This is a genomic window from Sphingomonas sp. 10B4, assembly GCF_035019905.1.
Lineage (GTDB): Bacteria > Pseudomonadota > Alphaproteobacteria > Sphingomonadales > Sphingomonadaceae > Sphingomonas > Sphingomonas glacialis.
In genome coordinates, this window is record NZ_JASJVC010000034.1 from 15,986 (window position 1) to 39,133 (window position 23,148).

18 protein-coding genes are annotated in these 23,148 nt (G+C 66.6%); 11 read left to right on the forward strand and 7 right to left on the reverse strand.

Annotated features, from left to right (window positions below):
• The first annotated feature begins 243 nt into the window (after nucleotides 1-243).
• Nucleotides 244-648, forward strand: coding sequence for a preprotein translocase subunit SecG (secG, locus tag QN347_RS11630; RefSeq protein ID WP_133188054.1), 405 nt, complete (start codon nucleotides 244-246; stop codon nucleotides 646-648).
• Between the two features lie 107 nt (nucleotides 649-755).
• The gene (locus QN347_RS11635; protein ID WP_322163891.1) at nucleotides 756-2,390 is read left to right on the forward strand and encodes a CTP synthase; all 1,635 of its coding nucleotides are present in this window, start codon (nucleotides 756-758) and stop codon (nucleotides 2,388-2,390) included.
• A gap of 27 nt (nucleotides 2,391-2,417) precedes the next feature.
• On the opposite strand, the gene QN347_RS11640 is transcribed toward QN347_RS11635, so the two are convergent.
• Nucleotides 2,418-3,566 carry an aspartyl/asparaginyl beta-hydroxylase domain-containing protein gene (locus QN347_RS11640; protein WP_322163890.1) on the reverse strand — a complete coding sequence of 383 codons (1,149 nt, stop codon included), beginning with the start codon at nucleotides 3,564-3,566 and terminating at the stop codon, nucleotides 2,418-2,420.
• 163 nt (nucleotides 3,567-3,729) lie between these two features.
• Complete coding sequence (locus QN347_RS11645) at nucleotides 3,730-4,200, reverse strand: Hsp20 family protein (protein ID WP_322163889.1); 471 nt, start codon at nucleotides 4,198-4,200, stop codon at nucleotides 3,730-3,732.
• 261 nt (nucleotides 4,201-4,461) lie between these two features.
• Here QN347_RS11645 and QN347_RS11650 point away from each other — a divergent pair, with 261 nt between their 5' ends.
• From QN347_RS11650 to QN347_RS11680, 7 genes are all read left to right on the forward strand, one after another.
• Nucleotides 4,462-6,942 carry a TonB-dependent receptor gene (locus QN347_RS11650; protein ID WP_323494031.1) on the forward strand — a complete coding sequence of 827 codons (2,481 nt, stop codon included), beginning with the start codon at nucleotides 4,462-4,464 and terminating at the stop codon, nucleotides 6,940-6,942.
• A gap of 492 nt (nucleotides 6,943-7,434) precedes the next feature.
• Entirely contained in the window at nucleotides 7,435-8,685 is a 1,251-nt protein-coding gene (locus QN347_RS11655) for a lipoprotein-releasing ABC transporter permease subunit (protein ID WP_189674647.1), read from the forward strand.
• Nucleotides 8,678-9,352, forward strand: coding sequence for an ABC transporter ATP-binding protein (locus QN347_RS11660; protein WP_133188066.1), 675 nt, complete (start codon nucleotides 8,678-8,680; stop codon nucleotides 9,350-9,352). Before QN347_RS11655 ends, QN347_RS11660 begins: the two co-directional genes overlap by 8 nt.
• Nucleotides 9,349-9,948, forward strand: coding sequence for a GNAT family N-acetyltransferase (locus QN347_RS11665; RefSeq protein WP_133188068.1), 600 nt, complete (start codon nucleotides 9,349-9,351; stop codon nucleotides 9,946-9,948). Before QN347_RS11660 ends, QN347_RS11665 begins: the two co-directional genes overlap by 4 nt.
• Nucleotides 9,945-10,424 (forward strand): glutathione peroxidase, encoded by a 480-nt coding sequence (locus QN347_RS11670; RefSeq protein WP_322163888.1) that lies wholly within the window; start codon nucleotides 9,945-9,947, stop codon nucleotides 10,422-10,424. The genes QN347_RS11665 and QN347_RS11670 overlap by 4 nt, the downstream gene beginning before the upstream one ends.
• Before the next feature lie 227 nt (nucleotides 10,425-10,651).
• Nucleotides 10,652-14,269, forward strand: coding sequence for a DNA polymerase III subunit alpha (gene dnaE, locus QN347_RS11675; RefSeq protein ID WP_322163887.1), 3,618 nt, complete (start codon nucleotides 10,652-10,654; stop codon nucleotides 14,267-14,269).
• 109 nt (nucleotides 14,270-14,378) lie between these two features.
• Nucleotides 14,379-15,959 (forward strand): long-chain fatty acid--CoA ligase, encoded by a 1,581-nt coding sequence (locus tag QN347_RS11680; RefSeq protein ID WP_322163886.1) that lies wholly within the window; start codon nucleotides 14,379-14,381, stop codon nucleotides 15,957-15,959.
• 165 nt (nucleotides 15,960-16,124) lie between these two features.
• On the opposite strand, the gene QN347_RS11685 is transcribed toward QN347_RS11680, so the two are convergent.
• Nucleotides 16,125-16,418, reverse strand: coding sequence for a DUF167 domain-containing protein (locus QN347_RS11685; protein ID WP_322163885.1), 294 nt, complete (start codon nucleotides 16,416-16,418; stop codon nucleotides 16,125-16,127).
• The gene (locus tag QN347_RS11690; protein WP_322163884.1) at nucleotides 16,415-17,488 is read right to left on the reverse strand and encodes a PA0069 family radical SAM protein; all 1,074 of its coding nucleotides are present in this window, start codon (nucleotides 17,486-17,488) and stop codon (nucleotides 16,415-16,417) included. The genes QN347_RS11685 and QN347_RS11690 overlap by 4 nt, the downstream gene beginning before the upstream one ends.
• 58 nt (nucleotides 17,489-17,546) lie before the next feature.
• Here QN347_RS11690 and QN347_RS11695 point away from each other — a divergent pair, with 58 nt between their 5' ends.
• Nucleotides 17,547-17,885 carry a VOC family protein gene (locus QN347_RS11695; RefSeq protein WP_322163883.1) on the forward strand — a complete coding sequence of 113 codons (339 nt, stop codon included), beginning with the start codon at nucleotides 17,547-17,549 and terminating at the stop codon, nucleotides 17,883-17,885.
• Between the two features lie 73 nt (nucleotides 17,886-17,958).
• Here the strand turns inward: QN347_RS11695 and moaB are convergent, their stop codons facing one another.
• Genes moaB through QN347_RS11710 form a run of 3 tightly spaced genes read right to left on the reverse strand, consistent with a single transcriptional unit; the run spans nucleotide 17,959 to nucleotide 21,027 of the window.
• Nucleotides 17,959-18,486 carry a molybdenum cofactor biosynthesis protein B gene (gene moaB, locus QN347_RS11700; protein ID WP_189674656.1) on the reverse strand — a complete coding sequence of 176 codons (528 nt, stop codon included), beginning with the start codon at nucleotides 18,484-18,486 and terminating at the stop codon, nucleotides 17,959-17,961.
• Nucleotides 18,476-20,278 carry a lytic transglycosylase domain-containing protein gene (locus tag QN347_RS11705; protein WP_322163882.1) on the reverse strand — a complete coding sequence of 601 codons (1,803 nt, stop codon included), beginning with the start codon at nucleotides 20,276-20,278 and terminating at the stop codon, nucleotides 18,476-18,478. The genes moaB and QN347_RS11705 overlap by 11 nt, the downstream gene beginning before the upstream one ends.
• Nucleotides 20,275-21,027, reverse strand: coding sequence for a uracil-DNA glycosylase (locus QN347_RS11710; RefSeq protein ID WP_322163881.1), 753 nt, complete (start codon nucleotides 21,025-21,027; stop codon nucleotides 20,275-20,277). Before QN347_RS11710 ends, QN347_RS11705 begins: the two co-directional genes overlap by 4 nt.
• A gap of 147 nt (nucleotides 21,028-21,174) precedes the next feature.
• Between QN347_RS11710 and QN347_RS11715 the strand changes: the two genes are divergently transcribed.
• Nucleotides 21,175-22,818: an electron transfer flavoprotein-ubiquinone oxidoreductase gene (locus tag QN347_RS11715; RefSeq protein WP_322164206.1), complete on the forward strand. Its 1,644-nt coding sequence runs from the start codon at nucleotides 21,175-21,177 to the stop codon at nucleotides 22,816-22,818.
• The last annotated feature ends 330 nt before the right edge of the window (nucleotides 22,819-23,148 follow it).

Genomic DNA, 23,148 nt, shown 5'->3' on the forward strand with positions numbered 1-23,148 from the left:
TCGGCAAGCGCATGATCTGTCTGTATCGCCACAGCTAGTGTCCGCAAATAACTCGGTAACCCCCACCAGCGGGGATATTCCTGGTCCACTAACGTTCCGGGAAGCCACAGGTTTCAGTTCGATAGCGAAATGTGACGGACAGGTTGCGATAACGGTCGTTGCGCGCGCGGTTGATCGCGCGGCTTACCTCGCCTATGTGCCCGGCTTCGCTGTCAAAGCGCCCCCAAGGAATCAGCCCGCTTCATGTTTCTGTTCCAGTTTCTCCTCGTGGTCCATTTCGTCATCGCTCTCGGGCTGGTGACGGTCGTCCTGATGCAGCGATCCGAGGGCGGCGGGCTCGGCATGGGTGGGAGCCCGGCCGGTTTGATGTCGGCGCGCGGGGCAGCGGATTTCCTGACGCGCGCGACTTCGATCCTTGGCGGTCTGTTCATCGCGCTCAGCATCCTGCTCGCGGTGCTCGCGGCGCAGGGCAAGTCGGTCAAGGTCGACGCCAGCGCCAAGCCGGCTGCGGTCACCGCGCCGGTCCAGGCGCCAGTCGCGCCGGGCGATCCCAACGTGCCGTTCGCCTCGGGCGCGCGCAGTGCGCTGCAGGCCGCGCCGAACAGCGCGGCGCCGGTCGGCAACACGTCGGTTCCGCTCGCACAGTAAACCGACCGGGTCCCTTCGCGCGCGGCTCGATCGGTCGCGCTAATCCACCATTTCCCGGAGTCGCGCGCTTGCCGCGCCACCCCGTTTGACGCTAGGCCTTTTCTCCCATGGCGCGGTTCATCTTTATCACCGGCGGCGTGGTCTCCTCGCTCGGCAAGGGTCTCATGGCAGCGAGCCTCGCGGCTCTGCTGCAAGCGCGCGGCTACCGCGTGCGGATTCGCAAGTTCGACCCCTATCTCAACGTCGATCCCGGCACGATGTCGCCCTACCAGCACGGCGAAGTCTATGTCACCGACGACGGGGCCGAGACCGACCTCGATCTCGGGCATTATGAACGCTTTACCGGCGTCGCCTCGCGCCAGTCGGACAACGTTACGAGCGGGCGGATCTATCAACAGATCATCACGCGCGAGCGGCGCGGCGATTATCTCGGCGCGACCGTTCAGGTCATCCCGCACGTCACCGACGCGATCAAGGAATTCGCGCAAGACCAGACCGACGATCTCGATTTCGTACTGTGCGAGATCGGCGGCACCGTCGGCGACATCGAGTCGCTGCCCTTCATCGAAGCCATTCGCCAGCTCCGCAACGATCTCGGCCGCGGCAATTCGGTCAGCATCCACGTCACGCTGGTGCCGTACATCGCGGCGGCCGGCGAGCTGAAGACCAAGCCCACGCAGCATTCGGTGCGCGAGCTGGCAGCCCTCGGCGTCCAGCCCGACGTGCTGGTGTGCCGCTGCGAGCAGCCTTTGCCCGACAGCGACCGCGCGAAGATCGCGTTGTTCTGCAACGTTCCCAAGGAAGCCGTCATCCCGGCGCTCGACGCCAAGAGCATCTATGCGGTGCCGGTGCAGTATCACGAGCAAGGCCTCGACGACGCGGTGCTCAACGCCTTCGGCATCCTGCCAGGCAGCGCACCCGATCTGTCGCGCTGGACCGACATCATGGACCGCGTGACCAATCCCGAAGGCGAAGTCACCGTCGGTGTCGTCGGCAAATATGTCGGCCTGCAGGATGCGTACAAGTCGCTCGGCGAAGCGCTGGTGCACGGCGGGATCGCCAACAAGGTGAAGGTCAACGTCGAGTGGATCGACGCCGAGCTGTTCGAGGCCGACGATGCCGACATCACCGCCCGGCTCGAGCCGCTGCATGCGATCCTCGTCCCAGGGGCGTTCGGGTCGCGCGGCGCGGAGGGCAAGATCGCCAGCGTCCGCTTCGCGCGCGAGCGCGAGATTCCGTATTTCGGGATCTGCTTCGGGATGCAGATGGCGTGCGTCGAAGGTGCACGCGATCTCGCCGGGATCCCCGACGCGAGCTCGACCGAGTTCGGCGCGACCGCCGAGCCCGTCGTCGGCATGATCACCGAATGGATGAGCGCGGCCGGCATCGAGAAGCGCGAACATGGCGGTGATCTCGGCGGCACGATGCGGCTCGGCGCCTATCCGGCGAAGCTCGACGGCAACAGCGTGGTGTCGAGCATCTATGGCGAAACCGATATCTCGGAGCGCCATCGTCACCGCTACGAGGTCAACACCGCGTATCGCGAGCGGCTCGAGAAGGGCGGTCTGGTGTTCAGCGGCATGTCGCCCGACGGTACGCTGCCCGAGATCGTCGAGCGGCCCGACCATCCGTGGTTCGTCGGCGTGCAGTTCCACCCCGAACTCAAGAGCAAGCCGTTCGACCCGCATCCCCTGTTCAAGAGCTTCATCGCCGCGGCGGTCAAGCAGTCGCGGCTCGTCTGAGCTGGTCGTCGGGGGTGGGCGACACGCTCACCCCTGATCGACGAACGCTTCGACCGCACCGAACAGCACGCTCAGCGCCTCGCGCTCGGGTTCGGTGAGCTCGGGCCGCCATATCTCGAACAGCAGGACCACACGCGTCGTGTCGCCGCGGTTCCAGGCTTCGTGTTCGATCGAATCGTCGAATACCAACGCTTCGCCGAGCGTCCAGCCGCGCGTCTCGGCGCCGACGCGCATGCCGCACTCGGGCGCAGTGATCAGCGGCAGATGCACGATCAGCCGCGTGTTGAGCATTCCGTGATGCGGGGTGATGTGCGTTCCCGGCTTGAGCAGCGAGAACAACGCCATCGGCGCGCGCTGGTCGATCCGCGGCATCGGCGTCGCGGCGAGCGCCGCCATCGTCGCCGGGCAACGCTCGGCATTGCCCGCGACCGGCGTGCCCGCGCGCAGCAGATGGAACGCGCCCCAGCTTGGATCGTCGCGCAGCGGGTTGGGGGGCGGGGGGCGATCGGCCGGCGTCGCGACATAGGGTGGGAAATCCCCGTCGCGCGCCATCACCACGTGCAGTTCGGCCTGGATATCGCCCGTCGCAGCTTCGAGGGCAGGGAGCCAGTCGAACTGGCTGCGATCGAAAAAGCCGATTTGCGGCAGACCCGGAAAGTAGAAGCTCGACGGTCGCTGGACGAAAATCTCGGTCTTGCCCGTCAGCAGGTCGATCGCGTGCTTGACGCGGCGAGTCGCCGCGCTCAGCCGGATGCCGCTGGCCGCCAGATGATCGTGCAGGAACGCTTCATAGTCGCGCGACGTCGCGGCGATGAAGCCAGCCGCGCGCTCGAGATCAGCCTGCAGCTCCGGCGGGAGCGCATCGCGCTGCCCCGCCGCATTGGCGATCGCGGCTTGGTAATACGCAGCGGCACCGCGTTGATCGGTTTGCGCGGTAAGGTCGCCCATCATGATCAACGCTGGGATGTGATCGGGTTGCAGGCCGAGCAGCCGCTGCAGCGCGCGTCGGGCGCCGGCTTCGTCGCGTAACGCCCCGCACGCGAAGGCGAGCGGAAAAAGCGCGCGCGGATCGCTTTCGATCGCGGAGAGCAAGGCGCGACCGCGCGTCGCGTCGCCGCGACGCAGCGCCGCGATGCCTTCGTCGAGATAGCGCTCGACCGGGAGGCTCGTTGCCATCAGGCGGTATCGCGCGGTCGAGGCGGCATGGCGGAGACTCCTGATCGGCCGGGTTCGGTCCTGTCAGGCTAGCAGGGGCGCTCCGATCCGCAACCGGCCAGAGTGCGCAATCGGCGGCGCCGGGATCGCTCCCGACACCGCCGTAAGGGCGCTCGAACGAGCGTTATGCCGCCTTGACGTCGCTCGCGGAGTCGACCGCGACCAGCGGGGCGCTGGTCTTGATCGCGATGGTCTTGGGCTTCATCGCCTCGGGCACTTCGCGGACCAGGTCGATCACCAGCAAGCCATCATTGAGCCGAGCATCCTCGACCCGCACGAAATCGGCGAGTTCGAAGCGGCGCTCGAAGTTGCGGTTGGCGATGCCGATATGGAGGAACGCGGCGGTCGCCTCGTCCTGCGCTTCCTTGCGACCCTTCACCTGCAACAGGTTCTGCTGCGCGGTGATCTCGATGTCGTCGCGGCCGAAACCGGCGACGGCGAGCGTGATGCGATAGCGGTCGCCATCGAGTCGCTCGAGATTGAAGGGCGGGTAATTATCGGCGCTCGCCTGGCGCGCATTGGCCTCGAGCATGTCGAACAGCCGATCGAAGCCGACGGTCGAGCGGCGATAGGGGGTCAGATCGAACGTACGCATAAAAACTCCTTCGATTAAGCGAGTGTCGTCGAAATCGAGCCGGGTCCGCTGCTGCGCGACCCGCCCGGCGCGGCCTCCCAAAGAGCGCCGCACTCGCTGAATCTGGTTGGCCGCGCACCGAGTTCAAGAGGCCCCGCCGCGGTTTTTGAAGCGATGCTAAAGCGCACCTATCGCGGCCCCAAGAACGAGCGCGAGTGATAGTCCCCGCCTTTGGTGGGCATATGGCGCGACTCGGGAAAAGCCCGAAACCAGGGGACCGTCTTGCTTGCTTCCTTTCCGGCTCTGCTGCTCGCGTCGACCGCGCTCGGAAGTCCCGCCGTGGTGACCGATCCGCCCGTTGCCGCAGACGCACCCGTGGTTGCCACCCAGGCGGACGCGCCGGCAGCGCAGGAGAATAGCGGCGACATCCTGGTCACCGCCCGGCGCCGCGCCGAAACGCAGCAGACCGTGCCGATCGCGCTCTCGGTGCTGACCGGCAAATCGCTCGCCGAGAGCGGCGCGTTCAACGTCAACCGGCTCCAGCAGCAAGTCCCTTCGCTGCAATTCTATTCGAGCAACCCGCGCAATTCGGCGATCAACATCCGCGGGCTCGGCGCGCCGTTCGGCTTGACCAATGACGGGATCGAGCAGGGCGTCGGTTTCTATATCGACGGCGTCTATATCGGCCGCGTCGGCGCGGCGACCTTCGACTTCATCGATGTCGACCGGATCGAGGTGCTGCGCGGGCCGCAGGGCACGCTGTACGGCAAGAACACGACGTCGGGCGCGCTCAACATCACGACGCGCGCGCCCAGCTTCACCCCTGAGGTCCGCGCCGAAGTGAGCGTCGGCAATTACAATTTCGGTCAGCTCAAGACCTCGGTTTCGGGCCCGATCACCGACACGCTGGCGATCCGTCTGTCGACCTCGGCGACGACGCGCGACGGCACGATCTACGACGTTGCGAGCAAGACCGATCTTCATCGCCAGCGCAATCTCGGCTTTCGTGGACAGGCGCTCTACAAGCCGACCGACACGCTGAGCCTGACGCTGTCGGGCGATTTCAATGTGCAGAACCCGCTCTGCTGCGCGCAATATTACGCGCGCGTCGGTACGACGCAGCGCGCGGCGAACCGGCAATATGGCGCGCTCGCCGCGGCGTTCGGCTATGCCCCGCCGAGCACAAACCCGTTCGACCGCGTCACCGATCTCGATGCCAGCATCAATTCGCGCCAGGAAGTCGGCGGTGCGTCGCTCGTCGCCAATTGGGACCTCGGGCCGGCAACGCTGACCTCGGTCAGCGCGTGGCGCTATTGGGACTGGCAGCCGGCCAACGACCGCGATTTCATCGGCTTGCCGATCACCACGATCTCGCAGAACCCGTCGCAGCAAAAGCAGCTCTCGCAGGAGTTCCGGCTCGCCTCGAACGGGAAGAGCCGGCTCGACTATACCGTCGGCGCCTTCCTGTTCCACCAGACGATCCGCACCCAGGGTTCGCAGGTGCAGGGATCGGCGGCGAGCCGCTTCCTCCTGTCGGGCAGCGACGCCAGCAATCCGAACGTGCTCAACGGCCTCACCTCGACCAACACGATCGCCTTCGACAACACGAGCTTCGCCGTGTTCGGCAAGCTCAACTGGGCTTTGACCGACAAGCTCCATCTCCAGCCGGGGCTTCGCGTCAATTACGACAAGAAATCGGGCACCTACGATGCGGTCGTCAGCATCGCCAACAGCCAGTATAGTTTCGTCGCGACCGGTGCGAACGTCGCGGCCCTGCTCGCCGCGACGCCAGCGGGCGCGGCGCGCACCACCTTCCAGAACCAGATCAACACGCTCGCCCCGCAGCATTACAGCCCGCGGTTCAGCGCGTGGAACGTGTCGGGCGATCTCACGCTGTCTTACGACTTTGCGGCGGACGTCCACGGCTACGCCTCCTATGCGCGCAGCTTCAAATCGGGCGGGATCAACCTGTCGGGCCTGCCGCTCAACGCGACCAGCACCGGCGTCGACCTGACGACGCAGACCGTGAAGCCCGAAAAGGTCAACGCCTATGAGATCGGGCTCAAGACGCAGTTTCTCAACCGTCGGCTGACGCTCAACCTCGCCGGTTTCTGGACCGACATCACCGATTATCAAGCGACCGTGAACAACAATGCGATCAACGTGATCCGCGGGTATCTCGCCAATGCCGGCAAGGTGCGGTCGCGCGGGTTCGAGTTCGACTCGAGCTTCCGTCCGAGCCGGCGTTTCTCGGTCTATGGCAACGGCGCCTATACCGACGCCAAATACGTCGACTTCAAGAACGCGCCATGCCCGCCCGAGCTTTCGGGCGGGAGCGCCGCCAGCGCGACCAGTCCGGCGACCGCCGCCGGGGTCGCGGGGGGCGTCAGCCCGGCGGCGTGCGACATATCGGGGCAGCGGCTGCCGGGGATCTCGAAATGGTCCTTCTCGTACGGCGGCGAATACAATGTGCCGGTCGGCCGATCGGGCGGACAGGTCTATGTCGGGTATGACGGCAGCTATCGCTCGCGCTTCTCGTCCAATCCGTCGCCCTCGGCGTCTACCTGGATCGGGGGCTATGCGCTCTCGAGCTTCCGGCTCGGCTATCGCAAGACGGATTTCAACGTCTACGCCTGGGTGCGTAACGCGTTCGACCGGAATTACTTCGAGCTGCTGTCGACGCAATCGGGCAGTACGGGGTTGATCGTCGGGCAACCGGGCGACCCGCGGACGTTCGGGGGTACGATTTCCAAGACGTTTTGAGTTGGTCTCCTTCCCTTTCCCTCTCCCGCATGCGGGAGAGGGTGACCGAGCGCAGCGAGGTCGGGTGAGGGGTGTGTTGCGTCGGTGGGAAAACGCCGGTCGGCAAAGCCGCCGTCGGACGGGTTCGCCACGAGGGCGACCCGACGGCCGATTTGGGCGATCCGCTCCCGCGGACCGGCGCGTGGCGCACGCGCCTTCGCCCAAATGCAAACGTCCGGGCCGTTTCCGACCCGGACGCCTGCGTGACGATCGCTCGTCAGCCCCCATTTAGGCCTTCGCTGCCAGCCCTGCGGCGGCGCTGAAGGCCAGTCCCCGAACCCACGGCCGTTGCCTGTGTGTCAGTGACAAAAGCGTTACGAGCGCGTCGGGAGGTTGTCATGGGGAATGTGGCCGTTGCGAACCGATTGCGGCGCGGCTGTGGCGCTTGCGCAACAGCTGCGTCCTTGGGGCAAGCGGTTGCCAGCGCATCGGCCGCGTCCTAGAGCGCTCGCCATGATCCTCTCCCGCTATGAACGCATGATCGCCCGGCGCTACTTGCTGCCCGGCAAGGGTGAGGGGTTCATCTTCCTCGTCGCCGGTATCAGTCTTGTCGCCGTGATGCTCGGAGTCGCCGCGCTCGTCATCGTGATGAGCGTGATGAATGGCTTTCGCGCCGAGCTGTTCGACAAGATCGTCGGGCTCAACGGCCATGCCGTCGTCCAGGCGTATGGCGGGCAGATGCGCGACTGGCGTCAAGTCGTCGGGCTCGCCGAAACGACCAAAGGCGTGACCAGCGCAACGCCGCTGATCGAACAGCCGCTGATGGCGACCTATAACGGCCGCGTCGAAGGCGTGCTGGTGCGCGGCATGCGCGTGTCGGATATCCGTTCGAACAAGACGATCGGCAGCAAGGTCGTGATGGGCTCGCTGTCGTCGCTGATGCCGGGCAGCGGCCAGATCGCGATCGGCTCGGGACTCGCCGACCAATTGGGCGCGGTCGTCGGCAGCCAGATCTCGCTGATCAGCCCGCAAGGGCAGACCACGCCGTTCGGCACGGTGCCGCGGATCGTGCAATATACCGTCGGCGCGGTCTTCACGATCGGCGTCTATGATTACGACAAGGCCTATATCATCATGCCGATGGAGGACGCGCAGACGCTCCTCATGCTCGGCGACTCGGTCAACATGATCGAGCTGCAAACGAGCAATGCCGATCAGGTCGGGCCGATCCTCGCCCCGCTTGCGAATAAGGTCGGCAAGATGGGGGTCATCCAGGACTGGCGGCAAATGAACGCGCAGCTGTTCGAAGCGCTCGCGGTCGAGCGCGTCGCGATGTTCACCGTGCTGTCGATCATCATCCTCGTCGCGGTGTTCAACATCCTGTCGTCGCTGATCATGCTGGTCCGCGCCAAGACCCGCGACATCGCGATCCTGCGGACGATGGGCGCGAGCAGGGGGGGGATGATCCGCATCTTCATGACGGTCGGCACGACGATCGGCGCGCTCGGCGTCGTCGCGGGGCTGATGCTCGGGTTCATCTTCCTCTATTTCCGCCAGAGCGTCGTCGATTTCGTCCAGCTCGTGACGGGGCAGAACCTGTGGGATCCCTCGATCCGCTTCCTGAGCGAACTGCCGTCGAAGACCGACCCAGTCGAAGTCACCGTCATTGCGCTGATGGCGCTGCTGTTCAGTTTCCTCGCCACGCTCTACCCCGCGCTGAAGGCGGCGAGCACCGATCCCGTCCAGGTTTTGCGTTATGAATAATCCGGTCCTCGGCGTCACCGGGCTGACGCGCAGCTTCGAACAGGGCGGGCAGACGATCGAGGTGCTGCGCGGCGTCGACTTGCAAGTCGGTGCGGGCGAGATCGTCGCGTTGCTCGGCCCCTCGGGCTCGGGCAAGTCGACGCTGTTGCAGGCGGTCGGGCTGCTCGAGGGTGGCTTTGGCGGCTCGATCCTGATCGATGGCGAGGAGACCGCGCGGCTCAATTCGGACGGTCGCACGCGCGTCCGGCGCGACAAGCTCGGCTTCGTCTACCAATTCCACCATTTGCTGCCAGACTTCAACGCGACCGAGAATGTCGTCCTGCCGCAGATGATCCGCGACAAGACGCGCGCAGAGGCCAACGAGCGCTCGACCGCCTTGCTAACCGCGCTCGGCCTCGGCCACCGCCTGACGCATCGCCCGAGCCAATTGTCGGGCGGCGAGCAGCAACGCGTCGCGGTCGCGCGCGCGCTCGCCAATCAGCCGGCGCTGGTGCTGGCGGACGAACCCACCGGCAATCTCGACGAGGCGACCGCCGACGTGGTGCTCGCCGAATTCCTGCGGCTCGTGCGCGGCGAGGGGACCGCCGCGCTGGTCGCGACGCATAACGAGCGGATGGCGCTCAAGATGGACCGTGTCGTGCGGCTGCACGAGGGGCGGCTGGCATGAGCTGGACCGACGCGCCGACGATGGTCGGGCGGCACGTCACGCTCCGCCCGACGCAGCCCGAGGATCGCGACGCGATCGTCGCGGCGGCGGCGGATGGGAAGATCAGCGAGCTGTTCTTCACCAACGTCTCGACTCTGACCGATCCCGAAGCCTTCATGGCGGCGCTCTTCAAGGAACGCGACTTCGGGCGGGCGATGCCGTTTACCGTGTGCACGCCCGACGGCCGCGTCGTTGGGCTCACGCGCTACATGCGGATGAGCGCAGGCCATAAGCGGCTCGAAATCGGCGGGACGTTCTATGCCAAGTCGGTCCAGCGCAGCGGTGTCAACACCGAGGCCAAGCTGCTGTTGCTGCGCCATGCCTTCGAGGTCCTGGGCTGCAACGCCGTCCAGATCCGCACCGACTGGTTCAACAAGCGCTCGCAGGCCGCGATCGAGCGGCTCGGCGCCAAGCGTGACGGGATCTTGCGCAACCACCAGGTGATGGATGGCCGGGTGCGCGATCTTGTGGTCTATTCGATCATCGCCAGCGAATGGGCCGGCGTCGAGCGCAATCTGTGCTTCCTGCTCGCACGCAACGAAGGGACATCCGCATGACCGCGATCACCGACCTCACCGTCAAGGCCGCCGATGGCTCGCCCGTCGATCTCTCCACTTATGCCGGCAAGGTGCTGCTGATCGTCAATACCGCTTCGAAATGCGGGTTTACGCCGCAGTATGAGGGGCTCGAGGCGCTGCACCGCAAGTTCGCCGGGCAGCCGTTCGAGGTGCTTGGCTTCCCGTGCAACCAGTTCGGCGCGCAGGAGCCGGGCGATGCCGCCGAGATCGCCAATTTCTGCTCGCTGACCTATGACGTGACCTTCCCGGTGTTCGCCAAGGTCGACGTCAACGGGGCGAACGCCGATCCCTTGTTCGTCGAACTCAAGAAACAGGCCCCAGGCCTGCTCGGCCTGCAGGGCATCAAGTGGAACTTCACCAAGTTCCTCGTCGGCAAGGACGGCCGCGTCGTCGAACGCTATGCGCCGACGACCAAGCCTGCCGATATCGAGGCGGATATCGCGAAGCTGCTGTAGATTGGTTCGCGCGGAGGCGCGGAGAACGAAGAGATGGCGCGCTCCTGGCAAGCGACGGATAGACCCTCCCGTTTCAGGTAGGCGCGCGCCGCGCGTTTCAGTCTTCCGCTCTGCGTCCTCTGCGCCTCTGCGCGAACAAAACTTCTTATCCTCCCCTCGACGATATCCACCGCATTTTGCGAGTCACCGCCTTCCCTGAATCCGGCGCACCCCCCATAGTCACATCCATGTCGCATTCCGGTTTCGTCCCCCTTCGTATCTTCTCCTCCTTCACCATGCTCGACGGCGCGATCGAGCCCAAGGCCATCGCCAAGCGCGCGCAGGAACTCGGTTTCCCCGCTGCCGCCCTGACCGATCGCAACGGCCTGTACGCCGCGATGGCCTATTCCGACGCGGCGCGGGCTGCGGGCGTGCAGCCGATCATCGGCGCGATGCTCGGCGTGTGCCGCCCGGGGATGCCCGAGGGCATGACGCCAGTGCTCGACTGGATCGCGCTCTACGCGCAGGACGAGGTCGGCTATCAGAACCTGTGCGTGCTTGTCTCGCAGGCGCATCTCGATCGCCCGCTCGAACTCAACGCGCATGTCGATTTCGCGGCACTCGAGGGGCGGACCGACGGCCTTATCGCGCTGACCGCAGGCCGCGAGGGCGGGCTTGCCAAGCTGTTCGCCGAAGATCAGCCTGACCGCGCGCTGGCCTATTGCGAACGCCTCGAGACGCTGTTCCCCGACCGGCTCTATATCGAGTTGACGCGGCGCGGCGACGAGATCGAGACCAAGGCCGAGAACGCGCTGCTCGACCTGGCCTATGACCGCGATCTGCCGATCGTCGCGACCAACCCGTGCTGCTTTGCCGAGCCCGGCTTCAGCGAGGCGCACGATATCCTGCTGTGCATCGCCAGCTCGACCTACATTGCCAGCGAAGACCGCGTGCGCAGCTCGCCCGATGCTTGGATGAAGCCCGCCAAGGACATGCGCGCGCTGTTCGCCGATCTGCCCGAGGCGATCGACAATACGCTGGTGGTCGCGCAGCGCTGCGGTGTCGCGGCGCCCAAGCGCAAGCCGATCCTGCCGAGTCTGGCGGGTGATCCGACGGCGGAAGCGGCGAAGCTTCGCGAAGACGCGCATGCGGGGTTGGAGCGACGGCTGGATCGGATTGCCGAACTCGCCGTCTCTGCTCCCCTCCCGCCTGCGGGAGGGGCTGGGGGTGGGCGCCCGACCTCAACAAGCGATACCGCAGCCGGAGAGCGCGAGCCCACCCCCAACCCCTCCCGCAAGCGGGAGGGGGGTGAAGAAGGGGGAGCCGAAGACTGGCGCGCCGTCTACCGCACCCGGCTCGATTTCGAGCTCGACGTCATCATCCAGATGGGTTTCCCCGGCTATTTCCTGATCGTCGCCGACTTCATCAAATGGGCGAAGGATCACGACATCCCGGTCGGCCCGGGCCGCGGTTCGGGCGCAGGCTCGGTCGTCGCCTGGGCGCTGACGATCACCGATCTCGATCCGATCAAGCTGGGGCTGCTGTTCGAGCGCTTCCTCAATCCGGAACGCGTGTCGATGCCCGACTTCGACATCGATTTCTGCGAAACCCGCCGCGGCGAGGTGATCCGCTACGTCCAGGAGAAATACGGCCGCGACCAGGTCGCGCAGATCATCACCTTCGGGCGCCTGAAGGCGCGCGCGGTGCTCAAGGACACCGGGCGCGTGCTGCAGATGGGCTATGGCCAGATCGACCGGCTCGCCAAGCTGATCCCGAACTTGCCCGCCGATCCGTGGACATTGAAGCGCGCGCTCGACGGCGTGGTCGAACTCCACGCCGAGTACAAGTCCGACAGCAACGTCCGCCATCTGCTCGACCTCGCGATGCAGCTCGAGGGCCTCCCGCGCCACAGCTCGACGCACGCCGCAGGCGTGGTGATCGGCGATCGCCCGCTCGCCGATCTCGTCCCGCTGTATCGCGATCCCCGCTCGGACATGCCCGTCACGCAGTTCGACATGAAATATGTCGAGGGCGCGGGCCTCGTGAAGTTCGACTTCTTGGGCCTCAAGACGCTCTCCGTGCTCAAGAAGGCGATCGACCTGCTCGCCGCGCGCGGTGTCGTGCTCGATCTCGATGCGCTCGAATGGGATGACGAGGGCGTCTACAAACTGCTCCAGAAGGGCGACACGGTCGGCGTGTTCCAGCTCGAATCCGAGGGGATGCGGCGCACGCTGTCCGCCGTCCGCCCGTCGAACTTCGGCGACATCATCGCGCTCGTCTCGCTCTATCGCCCGGGCCCGATGGACAACATCCCGATGTTCGGCCGCCGCAAGAACGGGCTCGAACCGATCGAGTACCCGCATCCGCTGCTCGAGGGGATCCTGTCCGAGACCTACGGCATCTTCGTCTACCAGGAACAGGTGATGCAGGCCGCGCAGATCCTCGCGGGCTATTCGCTTGGGCAAGCCGACATGCTGCGCCGCGCGATGGGCAAGAAGAATCAGGCCGAGATGGACGCGCAACGAGCCCATTTTGCCGAGGGGTGCCTGACGATCAACGGCATCAACGCCGCCAAGGCGAACGAGCTGTTCGACTTGATCGACAAGTTCGCCGGCTACGGCTTCAACAAGTCGCACGCCGCCGCCTACGCGTTGCTGTCGTACCAGACCGCTTGGCTCAAGGCGCATCACCCACACGAATTCTTCGCCGCCTCGATGTGCTTCGATCTCACGCTGACCGACAAGCTCAGCATCTTCGTCGACGACATGCGGCGGCTCGGCGTCAAGCTGCTGCCGCCGTGCATCCTGCGCAGCGAAGCCGACTTCACGGTGGAAGACAGCGGCGACGGGCTCGCCGTCCGCTATGCGCTCGCCGCGCTGAAATCGGTCGGCGAGGGGGCGATGGAGAAGGTCGTCGCCGAGCGCGACGCGAACGGGCGGTTCGACTCGATCGACGACATCGCGCGCCGGATCGACCCGCGCGTCATGAACAAGCGCCAGCTCGAAACACTCGCGGCGGCGGGCGCGTTCGACGGACTCAACGATAACCGCGCAGGCATTCTCGCTTGCGCCGAGACGATCCTGGCGACCGCCGCGCGGATCCACGAGCAGAAGACCAGCGGGCAGGGCGGTCTGTTCGGCACTGCGGAAGCGTCCGAGCCGCCGATCAAGCTCCCGCTCTCGGCGCGCTGGACGCTTGCCGAGCGGATGGACCAGGAGCGCGACGCCTTCGGCTTCTATTTCTCGGCGCATCCGGTCGATCGCCACAGCCACCTCGCCAAGATGCACGGTGCACGCAGCTTCGCCACCTTGGGCGAGCTCAACATCCCCGACGACGGGACGCGCACCGGCGCGACGATGGCGGCGCTGGTCGAGGATGCGCGCTGGCGGACATCGGCACGCGGCAAACGCTATCTGATGGCGACGCTGTCGGATCCGTCGGGGCAGTTCGTCGCGACGTGCTTCGACGATTCGGTCGCCGCCGATCTCGAGGAAGCGGCGCGCAACGGCGGATGCGGGCTGGTGACGGTCGAGCTCGATCGCCGTCCGGGCGAGGAGACTCCGCGCGTTTCGGTCAAGCGGATCCAGCCGTTCGAGGCGCTCGCCAACGACGCGCGTTTCAGCCTCGAGCTGACGATCGCCTCGCCCGCCGGCATGGCGTCGCTCGCGGCGATGATCGGCGATGCGCGCGGCGCACGTGGCGAGGTATGGGCGACGGTCGCGGTTCCCGGGGGAAATACCGCGCGCGTTCTGCTCGGCCGCGACTTCCTGCTCGACGGCGAGCTTGTCGGGCGGATCGAAGCGCTGCAGGATGTCGGCAATGTGGTGCTGCGCACCAGCGGCGCGCAGCTGTCGCTGGTGGGTTGAGCTGACATAGCGCCCTCCCGCTTGCGGGAGGGCTGGGGAGGGGAGTGGTGAGAGCGGGCAGCGACATGCCCTCCCCCAGCCCCTCCCATAAACAGGAGTGGAGTCTGGAATGCTCGGTGGAATGCAGGATTTCGAATTGCGGGTGCCGCGGCTGCTCGATCATGCCGCGCGCGAGCATGGCGGGCGCGAGATCGTCACACGCTGGGCCGACGGTAGCGAAACGCGCAGCACCTGGGCCGGCGTCGCGCACGACGCCAAACGGCTGGCGCAATCGCTCGAACGCCTCGGCATCGCCCCCGGCGACCGCGTCGCGACGCTCGGCATGAACCACGGATCGCATCTCGTCGCCTGGTACGGCACGATCGGGATGGGCGGGGTGGTCCACACGATCAACCCGCGGCTGTTCGACGAACAGCTCGTCTACATCGCGAACCATGCCGAGGACCGCGTGCTGCTCTACGACAAGCAGTTCCAGCCGCTGGTCGATCGCCTCAAGCCGCTGTGGACGAGCATCGAACACTATATCTGCTTCGACGACGGCGCGTTCGACGCGCTGCTCGACGCCGAGACCGGCGCCTATGCCTGGGTCGAGGGCGACGAGCGCGCGCCGTGCATGCTCTGCTACACCAGCGGCACGACGGGCAACCCCAAGGGCGTGCTCTACACCCACCGCTCGACGCTGCTCCACGCGATGCACGCCGCCTCGCCCGCGGTGATGACGCTGAGCGCGCGTTCGACCGTGCTGCCGATCGTGCCCCTGTTCCACGCCGCCGCCTGGGGGCTGTGCTTCGCCGCGCCGCTCGCGGGCACCAAGCTCGTCTTCTCGGCGGTCAACGATGCCGCGGTGCTGTGCGGCCTGATGAACCGCGAACACGTGACGCTGGCGGGCGGGGTGCCGACGGTGTGGCTTGCTTTGTTCCAGCATATCGACACGACCGGCGAGCTGCCGCGCACGCTCGAGGCGATCACCGTCGGCGGCTCGGCGGCACCGCGCGCGATGATTGCGCGCTTCCTCGATATGGGGATCAAGGTGATCCACCTCTGGGGCATGACCGAGACCTCGCCCGTCGCGACTGCCGCCGCACCGCCGGCCAATTGGGACGAATTGTCGCGCGACGACCAGCTCGACCTGCTCCAGAAGCAAGGCAGCATCCCGTTCGGGATCGAGCTGCGCGTGCTCGACGACGATGATGTCGAGCAGCCACGTGACGGCGTGTCCTCGGGGCGGCTGCAAGTCCGCGGACCGTGGATCGTCCAGCGCTATTTCGGCGCCGAGGAGGACGCGGTCGACGCCGATAACTGGTTCGATACCGGCGATGTCGCCGTTCTCCATCGTGATGGCACAATGCAGATCACCGATCGCGCCAAGGACGTCATCAAGTCGGGCGGCGAGTGGATCTCGTCGGTCGACCTCGAGAACGCCGCGGTCGGCTGCCCCGGCGTCGCCGAAGCCGCCGCGATCGGGATCTATCATTCGAAATGGGACGAGCGCCCGCTGCTGGTGGTCGTGCGCAAGCCCGACAGCATGGTGGAAGCTGCCGCGATTCGCGCGCATTTGGGCGAGCATGTCGCGAAATGGTGGCTGCCCGACGAGATCGTCTTCGTCGATGATCTCCCGCACACCGCGACGGGCAAGATCCTCAAGACCGCGCTGCGCGCCCGCTTCAAGGATCATGTGCTGGCGGGGTGAGCCGACCGCGGCCATGCATAAGCGCGATAGAAACACGGCTCCCCGGCGAAGGCCGGGGCCCAGGAGCGATGGCCTGGATGATCGAACGCGCCGCGCGCCTTCGCCGCGCTACTGCTGGACCCCGGCCTTCGCCGGGGAACGCGCGAAGAATAAGCCGTGCCGACCTTAGCGCTCGATCTGCACGACCTTATCCCGCGCGGTCGCCCCGCGCACCAGCGTCAGCGCCGACTTGGGGCAGCCGAGCGCCTCGGCGAGCAATCCGAGGATCGCGTCGTTGGCCTTGCCGTCTTCGGGCGTGATCGTCGTCCGGATCGAAAGCACGCGTGCCGCCCCCTCGGCAGGTAGCGCCACCGCGTTCGCGCTCGCATTGGGCGTGGCCCGGACCGCGATCTGCCCGCGCGCGTCGACCAGCGCGAGCACCGCGGCACGGTCGGGCAGGCGATGCTTGACGCGGCTCATCCGAACAAATCCCCCTGCGGCCCCGCCGGGGGGCGGAACAGGTCTCTGCGTAGCGCAATCCGCTCGACATTCATGCCATGTTTGCGACACGCGATCTGGAAGCGCGTCCGCATCAGCTCCGCCCACGGCCCGCTGCCGCGCATCCGCGTGAAGAAACCCGGATCGTTCTCGCGCCCGTCGCGGATCGAGGCGATGATCGCCATCACCTTGCTCGCGCGGTCGGGAAAATGCGCGTCGAGCCACGCCTTGAACAGCGGCGCCACCTCCCATGGCAGCCGCACCGGGATGAACGACACCGAGCGCGCACCCGCCTCGGCGGCGCGCTCGATCAGCTGTTCGATCTCGTGATCGGTGATCGCCGGGATCACCGGGGCGATCGAGACGTGCGTCGGGATCCCCGCTTCGACCAACGCGCGCACCGCCGCCAGCCGCCGCGTCGGGGCAGGCGCACGCGGCTCGAGCGTCATCGCGATCTTCGGGTCGAGCGAGGTCAGCGAGATCGCCACCGCCGCCAGCCCCTTCGCCGCCATCGGCGCGAGCACATCGATATCGCGCACGACGCGGTCGGACTTGGTCGTGATCGTCAGCGGGTGGTTGGTCTCGGCAAGCACATCGAGGCAGGCGCGCGTGATCTGCCAGTCGGTCTCGATCGGCTGATACGGATCGGTGTTGGTCCCGAACGCGATCGGCTGCGCGACATAGCCGCGCTTGCCGAGTTCGGCGCGGAGCAGCACCGCGGCATCGGGCTTGGCGAACAGCTTGCTCTCGAAATCGAGCCCTGGCGAGAGATCGTGGAAGGCGTGGGTCGGCCGCGCGAAGCAGTAAATGCAGCCATGCTCGCAGCCGCGATACGGATTGATCGAGCGGTCGAAGCCGATGTCGGGCGAGCTGTTGCGGCTGATGATCGTCCGCGCGCGCTCGACCGTCACGGTGGTTCGCAGGCGCGGCGTCTCGCCGTCGATCGCAAAGCTATCATCGAGCCAGTCGCCATCGGCCTCGCGCGCTGGCAGGTTGAAGCGCTGGCTCTCGCGATTGAGCGTCGCACCGCGACTGGGGCGTTTGTCGGCCATTGACGCTGTCTAGCAAGTGCACCAGAACACAACAAGAACGACGTTAGGGGGGACGGACATGGCACGACTGAACTATCTCGAGCTGCCGGTGCGCGACACCGCGACCGCCAAGGCTTTCTATTCGGCGGCATTCGGGTGGCAATTCAGCGATTTCGGGCCGAGCTATGCCGCGACGACGACTGGCGATACCGAGATCGGGTTCCAGGCCGACCCGGCCGAGGCTACCGTTGCGGCGCTCGCGGTGATCGCGGTCGACGATCTCGAAGCGACCGAGGCTGCAATCCGCGCGGCAGGCGGGGAGATCACGCGCGCGGCGTTCGATTTTCCCGGCGGGCGCCGCTTCCATTTCCGCGATCGTTCGGGGCACGAACTTGCCGTCGCGCGCTACGATGGCTGACGGAGTTCCGCTGAGCGTGTCGACGCGGTGTTGGCCCTTCAATACGCGGAAGAAGGACAGCCCTTCGAAAGGCTCACCGTTCGCGCAGGCGCGGCATCAATTCGACGAAATTGCAGGGCTTGTGCCGAGAGTCGAGCTGGCTCGCGAGGATCCCGTCCCAGCCATCCTTCACCGCGCCGGTCGAGCCCGGTAGCGCGAAGATATACGTTCCGCGCGTCACGCACGCACATGCACGCGACTGGACGGTCGAGGTGCCGATCGTCTTGAAGCTCAGCCAACGGAACAGTTCGCCGAACCCCGGGATCAGCTTGTCGGCAACGCGCTCGATCGCCTCTGGCGTAACGTCGCGCCCGGTCACCCCGGTGCCGCCGGTCGAAATGATGCAGTCGACCGCCGGATCGTCGATCCAGCGGTGCAGCGTCGCCACGAGCAGATCGGCATCGTCCTTGACGATCTCGCGCGCCGCCAGAACGTGGCCCGCGTCGGTCAACCGCGCGACGAGCGTGTCGCCCGAGCGATCATCGGCCAGGCTGCGCGTGTCGGAAACGGTGAGAACGGCAATCCGGACGGGAAGAAACGTCGCGGCTTCGTCAATTGGCACTGGCGACCGCCTTGTTGGGAAGGCTCGCCGAAGCACGATAGCCGTTGCTCGAGGTCAGCCGCACCGCCGCCGCCCCGGGCAGGCCGGGGAAGCGCGGCCACATGCCCTGCGCGAGCGCCGCGCGGCTGACCGACGCCGGCTTGCCGGTTTGCGCTTCATAGACCCAGTAATTGCGCAGCACGGTGGTGACGTAGCCACGCGTCTCCCAATAGGGGATCGATTCGATATAGAGCAGCGGATCGCCGCCATCGCGCGTCTGCGCGTTCCACAGCTCGACCGGGCCGGGGCCGGCATTGTAGGCAGCGATGACCTTGGGCAGCAGCCCCTCGGTGCACCGCTGGTCGCGCAATTGCTCGAGATAGCTTTGGCCGACTTCGAAATTGGTGCCGGGGCGCGACAGTGCGCTGCGGTCGAAGCTGCGGCCTTGCTTGCGCGCGATGTCGGTCGCGGCGCGCGGCATCACCTGCATCAAGCCGTAAGCGCCCGCTGGACTCACCACATCGGTGCGGAAGCGCGATTCCTGGAGCGTGTGCGCAAACACCAGCGCCTTGTCGACACGCCAGCCGCCATCGGGCGCCCAGTTCGGCGCGGGGAAGCGCGCCTCGAGCGGCGGCGTCGCGCCGACCGGTCCATTATGCGACAGCCACACTTGCGTTGCGGGCAAATCGAGCGCCGCCGCCACGCGGACCAGCGCAGGATATTCCGAGGGATCGCCGATCCGCGCCTGCTGGCGGATCACCGCATCGGCGAGGCCGTTCTCGCCGATCTCGACCAAGGCGGCCGCGACGCGGACGTTGGGACGACGCCCGACCTGCTGCCAGTCGCTCGTGCCCGACAGTGTTGCCGCGCGATTGGGCGCATCCTTGATGCCGAGCGCCTGGCGCGCGAGCAGGCCGTAAAAGGTCTCGCGATATTGCGCGGCGTTCTTGAGGCGGTTCTCGATCCGGTCGGGACGGCCGCACTGCATGTCGGCGCGCGCGGTCCAATAGAGCCCGGCGGCGCGCAGTTCGATATCGCTCGCACGCGCGGCGACGCTCTGGAAAAGATCGCCCGCGGCGGCGCAATCGCGCTGCCGCCACGCGGCGAGCGCACCGACCCACACCGCTTCGACCGCGAAATCGCCGTAGCCGCTGCCGGCGCGCGCCGCCATCGTGCGGGCGTTGGCGTCGTCGCCGGCAAGATAATACATCCAGGCGATCTTGCGTTGCCACTCGGTGACCGAATCCGACGACAGGCCGGGGGTCGATTCGAGCAACTGCTGGGCTTCGAAGCCGCGATCTTCCTTGATGAAGGGCTGCATCTTGAGCGCCAGCTCGACCGCAAGCATGTCGCCAGTGCCGAAGCTCTTGGCGCGCTTGCGGGCCGGTGCGCCGTCGATCCAGCGCAGCGCACGCGCCTCGGGCAAGGGTGGCAGGCCGACGCCGCCGCGCGACGCCGCCATCGTCAGGATCTGCTTGGCCTGCGGGAGCTCGGGCGCATCGGCGAGCAGCTTCATCAGCGGGTCGAGATCGGCCTTGGGCGAGCCCTTGGCGGTGAGCAGTTCGGCCTCGGCGATCGCGTGGAGCGGCCCGGGCTTGAGCGAGGCCAGGAGGAGCTGCGCATCCTGCCACTTCTGCGTGCGGATATTGGCGAACACCGCGCGATAGGCATCGCGCTGTTCGGCGTCGAGCTGGGTCGGGATGATGCTGCGCTGGCTGGTCTGGACCGACGCCATCGGCGGTTCGCCCGCTGCCTGTGCGATGCCCGGCACCGCCAGGATAAGAGCGGTAAGAAGAACCCGCTTTGCGCTCATGCGCTCAACCCCGCGATCAACATTTGTAAATCCTTCCACGCCCGGGCCTTGTCGGCCGGGCGTTCCAGCAACAGCCGCGGATGGAAACTGGCCACCACATCGACCGTTACCGCTGGCATGCCATCTTCTAGGTTAATTGGGTGTAAACTGCCGCGGGCATGTGCGACGTCCATCCCCGTCAGCGCACGGCTCGGCGCATTTCCCAGCACGAGCAGCCGCATCGGCTTCACCAAGGCGACGTGATGCCGCGCAACCTCGACGATCCGCTGCTCGATCTCGGGGGCGATCCGCCCCGCAGTCGGGCGCTTGCTGCACATCGGCACAATGTAGACCGATTCGCGACTCCGCCCGATCGCGGCGAGCATCCGGTCGAACAGTTTGCCCACTGGCCCGCCGAACAGGCTTCCCGAGTCGCCATCTTCGCGATCGGGCACGTCGGTCAAAATCATGATGTCGGCGGACGGATCGCCCGACGCGCCGATCGGATCGCCGCGCCAGTCGGCTTCGGGCGCATCGCCCCCGGCGCGCCAGGTCAGAAAATCCTCGAGCGTGCGCGGCAGCGGCAGCACGACCGGTTCCGCTACGGCGGCAACGCGTGCGCGCTGCTCGGGGACGACGACAGGGGCGACCGGGGCAGCGGTCCAATCGCGCGGCGCCTCGTCGACGAGCGAATCGATGCCGGCGTCGCGCCACCATTCGAGCGCGCTCGCCGCGGCCATCCGCCAGTCGATATTTTGGTCAGCCCCCATATATGCCTATAGCTACCATGTTGACGCGAAGGTCAATTCGCTGGCACGCGCAGCAGGACAGGAAGTGCCGCGCGCGCGACGAGACCGATGCGACGGCGCCCCGGATGGAGAAGTACCGTGAGTGAAGGCGAAAACCATCGCGAGTCCATGCCGTACGATGTGGTCATCGTCGGCGCCGGCCCCTCGGGCCTGTCGGCTGCGATCCGGCTGAAACAGGTGGCCGCCGAGAAGGGCGCCGATCTCTCGGTCTGCGTGCTCGAAAAGGGCTCGGAAGTCGGCGCGCACATCCTTTCGGGCGCGGTCATCGATCCCAAGAGCCTCGACGAATTGCTGCCGAACTGGCGCGAGGACGGCTGCCCGCTCGCCGAGGTGCCCGTCACCGAGAACCACCACTGGGTGCTGAGCAAGGGTGGCAAGCGCAACCTGCCGCATTTCCTCACGCCGTCGTTCATGCACAACAAGGGCACCTATACCGGCAGCCTCGGCAATCTGTGCCGTTGGCTCGCGGGCAAGGCCGAGGAGCTCGGCGTCGAGATCTTCCCCGGCTTTGCCGCCGCCGAAATCCTTTATAACGACGACGGCTCGGTGAAGGGCGTCGCGACCGGCGACATGGGCGTCGCACGCGATGGCTCGCACAAGGGCGATTACACGCCGGGTCTCGAGCTCCACGCGAAATACACCTTCTTCTCGGAAGGCTGCCGCGGGCATCTGTCGAAGCAGCTGATCCGCAGCTTCGATCTGGCGAAGGACAGCGATCCGCAGGTTTACGGCCTCGGCGTCAAGGAATTGTGGGACATTGATCCCGCGCTCCATTCGCCGGGCCGCGTGATCCACACGCAGGGCTGGCCGCTCAGCGAGACGCACGGGTCGAACGGCGGCGGCTGGATCTACCATCAGGCCAATGGCCAGGTGTCGATCGGCTTCGTGACGTGGCTCAACTACACCAATCCGTATCTCTCGCCGTTCCAGGAGATGCAGCGCTGGAAGACGCATCCCGAGATCGCGGCGTTGCTCAAGGGTGCCAAGCGCGTCAGCTACGGCGCGCGCGCGATCAGCGATGGCGGGCTGCAGTCGATCCCCAAGCTGGTGATGCCCGGCGCGGCGCTGATCGGCGACAGCGCGGGCTTCCTCAACGTGCCGCGGATCAAGGGCACGCACACCGCGATGAAATCGGGTATGCTCGCCGCCGAGGCCGCCGCCGAAGCGATCCTCAGCCAGCGGGAACATGACGAGCTCGCCGCCTATCCCGCGGCGTTCGAGGAGAGCTGGGTCAAGAAGGAGCTGTCGGTCGTCCGCAACGTCGTGCCGCTGGTCAAGAAGTTCGGCGACTTCGTCGGGTCTGGGCTTGCCGGGATCACGATGTGGCTCGAGCATTGGGGCCTCAAGGTGCCCTTCACGCTCCACCATCATCCCGATCACGAGAGCCTGTGGCGTAAGGATCAGGTCCAGCCGATCGTCTATCCCAAGGCTGACGGCGTGTTGACCTTCGATCGTCTGTCGTCGGTGTTCATCTCGAACACCAATCACGAGGAGGACCAGCCGGTCCATCTGACGCTCAAGGATCCGGATGTGCCGGTGAAGCACAATCTGCCGCTGTATGACGAGCCCGCGCAGCGTTACTGCCCGGCGGGGGTGTACGAGATCGTCGGCGAGGAAACCGGCGATCCCAAGTTCGTGATCAACGCGCAGAATTGCGTCCACTGCAAGACCTGCGACATCAAGGACCCGACGCAGAACATCAACTGGGTCGTGCCCGAAGGGGGCGGGGGCCCCAACTACCCCAATATGTAAGGCGCGCCGGGCAAGACGCAGCGAAGCTGCGTCGCGCCTCGAGGCGCGCCCGGCCGGCGGCGCCCCCCCCCCCCGGCGCCGCCCCGGCGGGGGCGCGGGGGGGGCGACCCGCCCGCGGGCCTGGTCAGCCCCACCCCCCCCCCCCCCCCCCCCCCCCCCCCCCCCCCCCCCCCCCCCCCCCCCCCCGGCCGGCGGCGCCACCAGCGCCGTCCGACGACGCGGCTTTGCCGCGGCGATCTCAACCGGACGAAGCGAATGATCACCGAAACCGCCCCCGCCAAGATCAACCTCGCGCTCCACGTCCGCGCGCGGCGGGGCGACGGCTATCAC